Here is an 11,809-nt window from a genome sequence, read left to right as displayed (position 1 = left end):
GACAGTGTGCTCCCGGAGGTGCCCCCACATGACGCCAGACCGTGCCGCAGGCCTCGCGGAGTCCGTCCGCGCCCTCGCCGACGGGGAGGTGACCTCCCGCGAGCTGGTGGCACAGGCGCTCGCCAGGATCGAGGCCACCCAGCCGACCCTCAACGCCTTCCGGGTCGTACGCGCCGAGGCCGCGCTCGCCGAAGCGGACGCCGCCGACCGGGAGTTGGCGGCCGGCGGCCGACGGCCGCTGCTCGGCGTGCCGGTGGCGGTCAAGGACGACATGGACGTGGCGGGCGAGCCGACCGCCTTCGGCTGCGCCGGTGACTTCCCGCCGCTCGCCCAGGACGGCGAGGCGGTACGGCGGCTGCGCGCGGCCGGGGCCGTGATCGTCGGCAAGACGAACACCTGCGAGCTGGGCCAGTGGCCGTTCACCGAGGGCCCCGCGTTCGGCGACACCCGCAACCCGTGGCACACCGGCCACACCCCGGGCGGCTCCTCCGGGGGCTCGGCGGCGGCGGTGGCGGCCGGACTGGTCGGGGCCGCGCTCGGCTCGGACGGCGCAGGCTCGGTGCGCATCCCGGCGTCCTGGACCCATCTGATCGGCATCAAGCCACAGCGCGGGCGCATCTCCACCTGGCCGCGCGGGGAGTCCTTCCACGGCATCACGGTCAACGGCACACTCGCCCGTACGGTCGCCGACGCCGCCCTGCTGCTCGACGCCGCCGGCGGCAACCACGAGCGGGACCCGCACCGGCCGCCGGCGCTCACGGTGGCGGACGCGGTCGGCCGCGACCCCGGCCGGCTGCGCATCGCGCTGTCCCTGAAGCCGCCGTTCACGGCGGTGCCCGCGCGGCTGCGCCCCGACGTCCGCGCCCGGATACTCGAACTCGCCGAACGGCTGGCCGCGTCGGGGCACACCGTCGAGGAGGCCGATCCGCCCTACGGCCAGATCGGGCTCACCTTCGTGCCGCGCGCCACCGCCGGTATCGCCGACTACGTCCGCGAGGCCCCCGACCCCGCGCTGCTCGACCCGCGCACCCGGGACGCGGCCCGGCTCGGCCGGCTGCTCGGCGGCGCCCCGCTGCGCGTGGCCCGGCGCGCCGAGGCGCTGCTGCACCGGCGGATCGGCACGTTCTTCGGGTCGTACGACGTGGTCCTCGCCCCGACGACGGCCGCTCCCCCGCCCGCGATCGGTGCCCTGGCCGGACTCAGCGGCTTCGCCACCGACCGCGCCATGATCGCCGCCTGCCCCTACGCCTGGCCGTGGAACGTGCTCGGCTGGCCCGGCGTCAACGTCCCCGCCGGGTTCGTGGGCGAGGGACTGCCGGTGGGTGCCCAGCTGCTCGGCCCGGCCAACAGCGAGCCGCTGCTGGTCTCCCTCGCCGCCCAACTGGAGGCGGAGCTGCGCTGGCACGAACTGTGGCCGCCGTCGACGGCGGCCCCGGACTCCGCGGCGGCGTGAGGGGGTCCACCGTCGGTGGTGAGCGCGGCGGACCCACCGCCGGCCGTGCACCACCGGGGCCGCACAGGCCGCGCCGGTCTCACCGGCCGCGCCCGCGGCCCGAGGGCGGCTGCGACGGCGCGCGCCGCATGGCGGGACGCGCCGGCACAACCGCCGAGGCTCCGCGCCACCGGAGCGGTTCACGCCCGGCGGCAGCACCGCGTCCCGCCCGTACGCTGTGCCCATGGACGATGCGTCGATGGTCGGGCTCATGGGGCGGGTGACGGGGACGGTCGGGCCCGGGCTGGTCGGCGAGGTGATGGTCCGGGTGCGCGGCGGCGCCGAGCACTTCCTCGCCTACGCGGCCGACGGCACCGCCCGGATGGAGCGGGGCACCGTGGTGATGGTGGTCGAGCACCTGCCGCCCAGGACGGTCTACGTGACCGCCGCCTACGACAACTGAGCGTGCTCCGCCCCAGGTGAGGGCGGTATGCGTCAAGATGGCAACAAGGATTCGCCGGCACCTTCTCGCCGCGTTCCGGCAGGCGCACACTCCCCTCGTTCGGTGCCGAACGGGCACCATCCAAAGGGGGCGAATGCCGATGATCGTCGGCGTCGTTGCGGGGGCGGCCTGTGTCGCCGTCCTCGTTCTGATCGGTCTGTTCAAGATGATGTGGCGGGTCGCCGAACCCAACGAGGCGCTCATCATCTCCGGGTCCAAGCACCGCACCGAGGGCCTCGAGGAGGGCATGGGATTCCGCATCGTCACCGGGCGCGGCACCCTGGTGCTGCCCGGTGTGCAGGCGGTGCGCAAGCTCTCCCTGGACCTGAACGAGACCGAGTTGCACGTGGACTGCGTCACGCACCAGGGCATTCCGCTGAAGGTGCGGGGCGTGGTCATCTTCAAGGTGGGCGACGACTTCGTGTCGATCGCCAACGCGGCCCGCCGCTTCCTCGACCAGCAGAAGCTGATGTCCGAGCGGGTGCACAACGTGTTCGCCGGTCACCTCCGCTCCATCGTGGGCGGTCTGACGGTCGAGGACATGATCCGCGACCGGGAGAAGCTGACCGGGCAGACCCGGGCGGCCTGCGGTACGGAGATGGAGAAGCTCGGCCTGATCGTCGACTCGCTCCAGATCCACGAGATCGAGGACCCGACGGGCTACATCCGGAACCTGGCCATGCCGCACGCGGCGGCCGTGCAGCGGGACGCGCGCATCGCGCAGGCGGAGGCGAACCGTCTCGCCACCGAGGCCGAGCAGCAGTCGTTCGCCCGGATGGCGGAGGCCACCCGGGACAGCGAGATCCTCCAGGCCGGCTACCAGGCCGAGCGGGACAACGCCTCGGCGAAGGCCCGGCAGGCCGGCCCGCTCGCCGACGCGGCGGCCCGGCAGGAGGTCGTCGTCCAGGAGACCCGGGTCGCCGAACTGGAGGCGCACCGCAGGGAGCAGCAGCTCCAGGCGGACGTCCGCAAGCCGGCCGACGCCCGGGCCTACGAGACACGGACGCTGGCCGAGGCCGAGCGCGACGCCCGGATCTCCGCGGCCCAGGCGCGGGCGAAGGAGACCGAACTCGCGGCCGCGGCCGAGGCGACCCGGGTCAAGACGGCCGCCGGCGCGGAGGCGGAGGCCACCAAGAGCCGCGGTGCGGCCACGGCCGCGGCGACCCGGGCCACCGGTGAGGCGGAGGCGGCGGCCGCGCAGGCCAAGGGTCTGGCCACGGCCGAGGCGGCCAGGGCGAGGGGTCTGGCGGAGGCGGAGGCCATCAAGGCACGGGCCGCCGCCCTCGCCGAGAACCAGGAGGCGGTCGTCGCCCAGCAACTGGCGGAGAACTGGCCGGAGATCGTGAAGGCCGGCGCGTCCGCGTTCGGCAACGTGGACAACATGGTGCTGCTCAACGGCGCCGACGGCATGGCCGACATGTTCGCCAAGGCGCTCACCATGGGCGGCACGGGGCTCGGCCTCGCCCGTCAGCTGCTCGCGTCGATGAACCGGAACGGCGACCACAACGGCAGCCACCACACCGCCGGCCCGAACGGGCACCGGGCCGGAGACCCGGTCAAGGGCACGACACCGTCGCTCGACGGTGCGGTGGCCCCGGTGACCGCCTCGGCCCCCGTGTCGCAGAGGGTGCCGCTGGAGCCGGAGGGCTGAAGGGAGTTCCCTGAGGCTGAGGCGGCCGAGGGGAGTTCAGGGAGGCGGCGCGCCTCCGCGAGCCGGCGGCAGGGCCGGGGTCCGCACCAGCGACCCCGGCCCTGCCGGTGTCGACGGGCGTCGCGAGGTCAGAGCCTGACCAGGCCGACACCCAGCGCGATCGGCGCCACGACCTTCGTCGACTCCACGTTCAGCCGCGACCGGACGACGGCCGGCCGGGCGCCCGTTGCGCGCCGGGACCGGGCGGTTAGGGTGCGGGCGTGAGCACGTACAACGACGAAGATGTCCCGGGCCGCAGCGGCCCCCACGCCACCACCGAGGCCGACCCGCGCGAGGTCGGCGCGGTGCGCACCGAGTACTCCCCCGCCCACGACGGTGACCCGGACCCCGGGGAGATCGTCTGGACCTGGGTGCCGTTCGAGGAGAACGACGGCCGGGGCAAGGACCGCCCGGTGCTGGTCGTCGCCCGGGAGGCGGCGGGCACCTTCCTGGCCGTCCAGCTGTCCAGCAAGCGGCACGACGACGACCGGGAGTGGGTGCCGATAGGCAACGGCCCCTGGGACCGGTCGGACCGGGACTCGTGGGTGAACGTGGACCGCGTGCTGCGGCTGCACGAGACCGGGATGCGCCGGGAGGCGTGCGCGCTGGACCGGATGCGGTTCAGCCTGGTCCGGCAGCGACTGCACCAGCGGTACGGCTGGACCTGACCCGGCCCGCTCCGCCCGGCCGCTCCCGGCCGGCCGCCTCTGGCCGACGCGAGCACCCCGTGCCTGCCCCTGACCGGCGTGACCGCCGCGTGCTCGGCCCTGGCCGGCCCGGCCGTCGCATACCGGCCACGGTGCCCGTCCCGGGCCGGCCCGGCGGGGCCTCCTACCGCGCCGCGGGCTCCGTAGGCACCGGGAACGCCTTTTCGAAGGCCGCCCGGACCGTCGCGCCCGGCGTGCGGTCCAGGATGCCGAACACCACGTGCTCGAAGGTCCGGGCGAACCGGCCGCCGGGTCCGAGCAGGGTCCGGAAGGCGCCCGCGACCTGGGCCGGGTCGTTCTGGAAGACGCCGCAGCCCCAGGCCCCGAGCACCAGCCGCCGGTAGCCCTGGGCGGCGGCGGTCTCCAGCACGCGCTCGGCCCGCCGGGCCAGGGCTGCGGGCAGTTCACCGGCGCGGTCGGGCGCGGTCCGCCGCACGACGCCCGCGTTGGGTGCGGCGGCCGTCAGGAAACCGGCCGCAAAGGGCTCGGGCAGCAGGCCGCCGCGGTCGTCGCGGAACACCGGCACGGCCGGGGTGTGGATCACCCGGTCGGTGTAGAACGGGTCGCGGTGGGCGCGGTGGTGGTCGTAGAACGGCCGGGCCCGAAGGAGGCAGGTGTACAGCGCCGAGGCGCGGCACAGTGCCTCCTCCTGGGCCTGGGCGCCGTTCAGGTAGCCGCCGCCCGGGTTGCGGGCCGAGGCGAAGTTGAGCACGGCCACCGGCGCGTCCGCCAAGCGGCGGGCGGCCTCCAGGCTGCTCTCGCCGGTGACCTCGAAGGACGTCTCCGCGCCTCCCGTCCGGGGCACCGGGACCGGTCCGGGACCGTGGATCCGCGTGCCCGCCCGGGCGGCCTCGACCGCCGCCGCCACGGACACCTGCCGGCCGTCCGGCGCGCGGTAGCCGCCCGCCGCCACGATGCGCTCGGTCTCCGTGGCGACGCCGCGCAGGCGCGCGCTCATGGCGCCACCCCCGTGGACGCCGTGATCACGGCCCGCGCGGAATCCCCCGTCGTGCTCATGGACGCATCCTGGGTGATGCTGGGATGCGGTGCAACGGAGTTTCCCGGCCCGGAGGGGGCGGGAACGCGCGAGGAAACGGAGATGACCGATCCGGAACGTCCCGTTGGGCACCCTTGTGCGATGCGGCGCGAGGGTCTTGGGTGGGACGAGTGCCCGCGCGGCCCGTCCCGGGCCGGGCGGGTGGCATGGTGGAATCTCAGGAGGATCCCGACATGTCTGACTCGACACACGAAGGTGGCGACTGTACGGACCCCCGCACCGCCGTCACCGAAGCCGAGGTGGAGGCCCTGGTCCGGGGCATCTGCTTCAAGACCGGACCGCCCCGCACGCTCGGGGTCGAAGTGGAGTGGTTCGTCCATGAGCTGCGGCTGCCGCAGCTCCCCGTGACACCCGAAAGACTCGAAGCGGCCTACGCCTCCCTGCGGACCGTGCCCCTGCGGTCGCCGCTGACCGTCGAACCCGGCGGCCAGCTGGAGCTGAGCTCGCCGCCCGCCGCCTCCCTGATGGAGTGCGTGGACACCGTCTCGGCCGACCTCGACGCCGTCCGCGCGGTCCTCGCCGAGCACGGCCTCGGACTGCTCGGCGCGGGCCACGACCCCTGGCACCCGCCCCGCCGGTTCCTGCGCGAACCGCGCTACGACGCCATGGAGGCGTGCCTCGACCGCACCGGCACGGCCGGCCGGCACATGATGTGCACCTCGGCCTCCGTCCAGGTCTGCCTGGACGCCGGTCTCGAGGAACCCGGGCCGCTCGGGCACGAACGGCGCTGGTGGCTGGCCCACCATCTGGGCGCGGTCCTGGTGGCCGCGTTCGCCAACTCCCCGCTGGTCGGCCTGGAGCCCACCGGCTGGGCCTCCACCCGGCAGCTGCTGTGGATGGAGATCGGCGCCGGCCGGGCGGGCGCTCCGGCGTCGGACGGCGATCCCCGGAGCGCCTGGGCCCGGCATGTGCTGGACTCCCCGGTCATGTGCGTCCGCCGCGACAGCGGCCCGTGGGACGTGCCGGAGCAGCTGACCTTCCGCGAGTGGACCCGCTCGCGGTCCCCGCGGCCGCCCACCCGGGCGGACCTCGACTACCACCTGACCACCCTGTTCCCGCCGGTCCGGCCGCGCGGGCACCTGGAGCTGCGCATGATCGACGCGCAGCCCGGCGACGACGGCTGGATCGTGCCGCTGGCGGTCACGGCGGCGCTGTTCGACGACCCGGAAGCCACCGAGGTCGCGCAGCAGGCGGTGAAACCCCTGGTGGAGCGGTCGCTGAGCCTGCCCGCCCCGCACAATCCGCTGTGGCTCGACGCGGCCCGGCACGGGCTCGCCGACCCCGAGCTGCGGGAGGCCGCCGTCACCTGTTTCGAGGCGGCGCTGCGGGCGCTGCCCCGGCTCGGCGCCACCCCCGCGGTCACCGACGCCGTGGCGGCGTTCTCGGACCGCTACGTCGAGCGGGGCCGCTGCCCGGCCGACGACCTGCTGGACCGCCTGCACGACACGAGCCCCCACCGGCCCCGGCCGCATGCGACCGGGGGCAGGCGCACCGCCCACGGGAGGAAGGACATCCGCACATGACCGCCCCCGAGACCGAGAGGACGTCGGTACCCGAGGCGGAGGAGCTGCGCGAGCGCGCGCTCGCCTCGCTCACCACCGCACGCGCCCGCACCACCTTGCTGACCAGCTGTGTGGAGGACCCCGATCTCACCGCACAGCACTCCCCGCTGATGTCGCCGCTGGTCTGGGACCTCGCGCACATCGGCAACCAGGAGGAGCAGTGGCTGCTGCGGGCGGTCGGCGGCCGGGAGGCGATGCGGCCCGAGATCGACGGCCTGTACGACGCCTTCGAGCACCCGCGGGCCGAGCGCCCCTCGCTGCCGCTGCTGCCGCCCGCCGAGGCCCGCGGCTACGCGGCCGAGGTGCGCGGCCGGGTGGTGGACCTGCTGACGGCCGCCGACTTCCACGGCAGCCGGCTGACCGAGGCCGGGTTCGCCTTCGGGATGATCGCGCAGCACGAACAGCAGCACGACGAGACCATGCTGATCACCCATCAGCTCCGCACGGGGCCACCGGCCCTGACCGCTCCGGACCCGGAGCCGGTCCCGCTGTTCCCGGGTCCGGCCGAAGTCCTCGTCCCCGGCGGTCCGTTCACGATGGGCACCTCCACCGAACCGTGGGCGCTGGACAACGAGCGCCCGGCGCACCCGGTGGACGTGGCGCCGTTCTGGATCGACACCACCCCGGTGACGAACGCGGCGTACCAGGCGTTCATCGACGACGGCGGGTACGAGACGGAGCGCTGGTGGACACCGGAGGGCTGGGCGCACGTCCGGCAGCACTCGCTGACCGCCCCGCTGTTCTGGCGCCGGGACGGCGGGCAGTGGCTGCGGCGCCGCTTCGGCGTCACCGAGGCGGTGCCGGCCGACGAGCCGGTGCTGCACGTGTGCTGGTACGAGGCGGACGCCTACGCCCGCTGGGCCGGCCGCCGGCTGCCCACCGAGGCGGAGTGGGAGAAGGCCGCCCGCCACGACCCCGTCTCCGGCCGCTCCACCCGCTATCCGTGGGGCGACGCCGACCCGGGGCCCGAGCACGCCAACCTGGGCCAGCGGCATCTCAGGCCCGCCCCGGCCGGCAGCTACCCGGCCGGCGCCTCGCCGCTGGGCGTGCGCCAGCTCATCGGGGACGTGTGGGAGTGGACGTCGAGCGACTTCCAGCCGTACCCGGGGTTCCGGGCGTTCCCGTACAAGGAGTACTCGGAGGTGTTCTTCGGCCCCGCGTACAAGGTGCTGCGGGGCGGCTCGTTCGCCGTGGACCCGGTGGCGTGCCGGGGTACGTTCCGCAACTGGGACCACCCGATCCGGCGGCAGATCTTCTCCGGGTTCCGCACCGCCCGCTCGGAGGCCCTCTGATGTGCCGCCACCTCGCCTACGTGGGGCCGGAGGAGTCGCTCGGCCGGCTCCTGGTGGAACCGCCGCACAGCCTGTACCGGCAGTCGTGGGCGCCCCGGCGGCAGCGGCACGGGACGGTCAACGCCGACGGTTTCGGGGTGGGCTGGTACGTCCCGGACGACCCGGTGCCGGCCCGCTACCGGCGGGCCGGGCCGGTCTGGGCCGACCTGTCCTTCGCCGACCTGGCCCGGGTGGTGCGGTCCGGCGCGGTGCTCGCCGCCGTGCGCGACGCGACCCTCGCGGGCGCGGACGCCGAGGCCGCGGCGGCGCCCTTCGCCGCCGGGGAGTGGCTGTTCAGCCACAACGGCGCCGTCGCCGGCTGGCCGGACGCCGCGGCACCGCTGGTCGCGGCCCTGCCCCCGGTCGACCTGCTGTCCTTGCAGGCGCGCACCGACTCCGCGTTCGTCTGGGCGCTGGTGCTGCACCGGCTGCGCTCCGGCGACGAGCCCGCGCGGGCCCTGGGCACGGTGGTGCGCTCGCTCGCCGGGGCGGCGCCCGCCTCCCGGCTGAACCTGCTGCTCACCGACGGCGTCACCATCGCGGCCACCGCCTGGGGCGACAGCCTCTGGTACCGCGCCGAGCCCGGCTCGGGCACGGTCGTCGCCTCCGAGCCGTACGACGACGACCCGCTCTGGCAGGAGGTCCCCGACCGCACCGTGCTCACCGCGAACCGGGCAGGCGTCCTGCTCGCCCCGCTCGAGGACCCGGCCCTGGCCCCCACTCCCAGCTCCGTCCGAGCGGGGGGTCCCCCATCCCCGAAGGAGCCCCGTACGTGAGTCCCCTGCACGTCACCCGCACCCTCCCCGAGGACGCCACGGACGCCGCGCTGCGCGCCGACGTCCTGAGCGGCCTCACCGACCACCCCAAGACGCTGCCGCCGAAGTGGTTCTACGACGCCGTGGGCAGCGAGCTGTTCGAGCGGATCACCGAACTGCCCGAGTACTACCCGACACGGGCCGAGCGGGAGATCCTCGCCGACCGGTCCGGCGAGATCGCCGCCGCGAGCGGGGCGCGCACCCTGGTGGAACTGGGTTCCGGCTCGTCGGAGAAGACCCGCTTCCTGATCGACGCGCTCACCTCGCTGCGGTCCTACGTGCCCGTGGACGTCAGCGAGAGCGCCCTGACCCAGGCCGGGCGTGCGCTGATCGAGGAGCGGCCCGGCCTCGACGTGCACGCGCTCATCGCCGACTTCACCGCGCCGCTGGAACTGCCGGCGACGCCCGGCCCCCGGCTGGTGGCCTTCCTCGGGGGCACGATCGGCAACCTGCTGCCCGCCGAGCGGGAGAAGTTCCTCGCCTCCGTGCGCGCGCTGCTCGCACCGGGCGACGGGCTGCTGCTCGGCACGGACCTGGTCAAGGACGAGGGGACCCTGGTCCGGGCGTACGACGACGCGGCCGGGGTGACGGCCGCTTTCAACCGGAACGTGCTGGCCGTCGTGAACCGGGAACTGGGCGCCGACTTCGACCCGGCCGCCTTCGACCACGTGGCGCTGTGGGACGCGGAGCGGGAGTGGATCGAGATGCGGCTGCGCTCGCGCACCGCGCAGACCGTCAAGGTGCCCGCGCTGGACCTCGCCGTGCACTTCGCGGCGGGCGAGGACCTGCGGACCGAGGTGTCGGCGAAGTTCCGCCGGGAGGGGGTGAGCGCCGAACTCGCCGCCGCCGGACTCGAACTGACCCATTGGTGGACGGACGCCGGGGGCCGCTTCGCGCTGTCGCTCAGCGTGGCGCGCTGAGCGGGGACGGCCCGGCGGGGCGCGCCGGGCGGGACGCGCGGCGCGCCCGGGTCAGCCCAGGTCGGTGGCGAGGGCCTCGGTGATCTTGCGGGAGGCCCGGCGGGCCTCGGTCGCCGGGTCCGCCCCGCCGAGCACCCTGGTCATGTACCCCTTGATCGGGTTGTCGGCCTCGACGGCCGCCCACTGGGGGGTGTTGGGGGTCGCCCGGCCGTGTGCGGCGCCCGCCGCCATGGCGGCGACCCCCGGCTCCCCGTCGACCGCCTCGGCCAGCGTGGTCTTGTTGGGCACGTAGTTCATGGTGCGGGCGAGTTCGGTGTCCCACTTGGCGCCGGTGAGCGCCCCGATGACGGCGGTCGCGGCGAACTGGTCGTCGGTGTTCTGCGGGACGACGAGGTCGGAGCCGCCGGTGAAGACCGTGCCGGGCCGTGCCGCGCTCCTGCCGGGAACCGGGAAGAAGCCGAGCTTGCCCTTGAGGCCGGGGTTCTGCTGCACGATGGCCTGGGCGAGCCCGGGCACGGCGACGATCTGGGCGACCTTGCCGCCCGCGAAGACCCCGGCCTGGGGCGGGTGTTCCTCGTCCGAGTCCACGGGGCCCTCACCGAGCGCTTGGAGCCGCCGGTAGAAGGCCATGCCGCGCAGGGCGGCCGGGGTGTCCAGGGTGCCCCGCCACTCGTAGTCCTTCTCCTGGGCGAGTTCGCCGCCCTCGTCCCAGATGAAGCCGGAGAGCGTGTACCAGTCCTGTCCGGCGAGGTAGATCCCCTGGTCACCGCCCGAGTTCAGCTTCTCGGTGTCGCCGAGCCAGGCGTCGCGGGTCTTCGGCGGCTCGGTGATGCCGGCCCGCTCGAAGAGGTCCTTGCGGTAGATGACCACCCGGTTGGCCGCGTACCAGGGCACGCCGTACTGCTTGTTGCCCTCCTTGCCGGGTTCGGCGAGGCCCGGCAGCCAGTGCTCCTTGCCCCAGTCGCGCATGGACTCCAGGGTCAGGTCGGCGAGCCGGCCGTCGTCGACGTACTGCGGGACCTGGGTGTTGCCCACCTCGATGACGTCCGGGGCGTCCTTCGCGTGGCTCCTGAGCGCCTTCCGGACCTTCTCGACGATGCCGGTCCACTCCTGGATGCGGATGTCCAGGCGCTGGTCGTCGTGGGTGCGTTCGAAGTCCTCGGTGAAGCGCGCCAGGAACTCCTTGGAGGCGCTGTCCTTCATCAGCCACACGGTGACGGTGTGCCGGTCGTGGCCGCCCGGGAGGAGGCCGCAGCCGCTGGCGAGCGAACCGGTGACACAGATGAGGGCGAGCAGACGACGTCTCACGAGAGGGTCCTGTTCTGTCTGGCATGGGGCGTGCGGACAGGCGGGAGGGCCCGACGTGGGGGGACGAGCGGAAGCTCGTACGGGTGTACGGGATTTTGGTATGGACCAATGCTCAGGTCAAGCGAAACGGGCGGTACAGGTGCGACATCTCGCGCACCGGGCGCGGATACGGCACGGTGGAGTACGGCGTGACACACCGGTCACGACGGACGTGAGGGACGCGTTCCGCTCCCTCGCGGCGGAGAGGAGCACCCGCATGTCGAACCACACCTACCGGGTCACCGAGATCGTCGGCACCTCGCACGAGGGTCTCGACCAGGCCATCCGCAACGGCATCTCGCGGGCGGGACAGACGCTGCGCAACCTGGACTGGTTCGAGGTGACCCAGGTGCGCGGCCAGATCGAGGACGGCCGGGTCGAGCACTACCAGGTGGGCCTGAAGGTGGGGTTCCGCATCGAGGACGGCGCGGAGTAGCCGGCGGTCA

General features: G+C 74.5%; 11 protein-coding genes. 9 read left to right on the top strand and 2 right to left on the bottom strand.

The window, feature by feature from the left end; genetic code table 11:
• Positions 1-28: 28 nt before the first annotated feature.
• The 4 genes from B446_RS32145 (at position 29) to B446_RS32130 (ending at position 4,292) form a co-directional block, all read left to right on the top strand.
• A complete protein-coding gene (locus B446_RS32145) occupies positions 29-1,453 on the top strand; it encodes an amidase (RefSeq protein WP_020943622.1) in 1,425 nt (474 codons plus the stop codon).
• A gap of 223 nt (positions 1,454-1,676) precedes the next feature.
• Entirely contained in the window at positions 1,677-1,895 is a 219-nt protein-coding gene (locus B446_RS32140; protein ID WP_193384518.1) for a hypothetical protein, read from the top strand.
• A 133-nt stretch (positions 1,896-2,028) separates the two neighbouring features.
• Positions 2,029-3,585, top strand: coding sequence for a flotillin family protein (locus B446_RS32135; protein WP_020943620.1), 1,557 nt, complete (start codon positions 2,029-2,031; stop codon positions 3,583-3,585).
• Positions 3,586-3,845: 260 nt separating this feature from the next.
• Positions 3,846-4,292 (top strand): type II toxin-antitoxin system PemK/MazF family toxin, encoded by a 447-nt coding sequence (locus B446_RS32130; RefSeq protein WP_020943619.1) that lies wholly within the window; start codon positions 3,846-3,848, stop codon positions 4,290-4,292.
• 163 nt (positions 4,293-4,455) lie between these two features.
• Here B446_RS32130 and B446_RS32125 read toward each other — a convergent pair whose 3' ends face one another.
• Positions 4,456-5,289 carry a TIGR02452 family protein gene (locus B446_RS32125; RefSeq protein ID WP_020943618.1) on the bottom strand — a complete coding sequence of 278 codons (834 nt, stop codon included), beginning with the start codon at positions 5,287-5,289 and terminating at the stop codon, positions 4,456-4,458.
• Positions 5,290-5,561: 272 nt separating this feature from the next.
• Here B446_RS32125 and egtA point away from each other — a divergent pair, with 272 nt between their 5' ends.
• From egtA to egtD, 4 genes are read left to right on the top strand one after another with little or no spacing between them, the layout of a single operon-like run.
• Positions 5,562-6,911 (top strand): ergothioneine biosynthesis glutamate--cysteine ligase EgtA, encoded by a 1,350-nt coding sequence (egtA, locus tag B446_RS32120; protein WP_020943617.1) that lies wholly within the window; start codon positions 5,562-5,564, stop codon positions 6,909-6,911.
• Complete coding sequence (gene egtB / locus B446_RS32115) at positions 6,908-8,242, top strand: ergothioneine biosynthesis protein EgtB (RefSeq protein ID WP_020943616.1); 1,335 nt, start codon at positions 6,908-6,910, stop codon at positions 8,240-8,242. Before egtA ends, egtB begins: the two co-directional genes overlap by 4 nt.
• Entirely contained in the window at positions 8,242-9,057 is an 816-nt protein-coding gene (gene egtC, locus B446_RS32110) for an ergothioneine biosynthesis protein EgtC (RefSeq protein WP_020943615.1), read from the top strand. Before egtB ends, egtC begins: the two co-directional genes overlap by 1 nt.
• The gene (egtD, locus tag B446_RS32105; protein WP_020943614.1) at positions 9,054-10,016 is read left to right on the top strand and encodes an L-histidine N(alpha)-methyltransferase; all 963 of its coding nucleotides are present in this window, start codon (positions 9,054-9,056) and stop codon (positions 10,014-10,016) included. Before egtC ends, egtD begins: the two co-directional genes overlap by 4 nt.
• Positions 10,017-10,067: 51 nt before the next feature.
• Here the strand turns inward: egtD and B446_RS32100 are convergent, their stop codons facing one another.
• Positions 10,068-11,324: an extracellular solute-binding protein gene (locus B446_RS32100; protein ID WP_020943613.1), complete on the bottom strand. Its 1,257-nt coding sequence runs from the start codon at positions 11,322-11,324 to the stop codon at positions 10,068-10,070.
• A 256-nt stretch (positions 11,325-11,580) separates the two neighbouring features.
• Here B446_RS32100 and B446_RS32095 point away from each other — a divergent pair, with 256 nt between their 5' ends.
• On the top strand, positions 11,581-11,799 hold the full coding sequence (locus tag B446_RS32095) for a dodecin (protein WP_020943612.1): 219 nt from the start codon (positions 11,581-11,583) through the stop codon (positions 11,797-11,799).
• Positions 11,800-11,809: the final 10 nt, after the last annotated feature.

Origin of the sequence: Streptomyces collinus Tu 365, assembly GCF_000444875.1 — a bacterium.
GTDB lineage: Bacteria > Actinomycetota > Actinomycetes > Streptomycetales > Streptomycetaceae > Streptomyces > Streptomyces collinus_A.
Note: the sequence above shows the minus strand (reverse complement) of the source record. Positions and strands in the feature narration are given on the sequence as shown.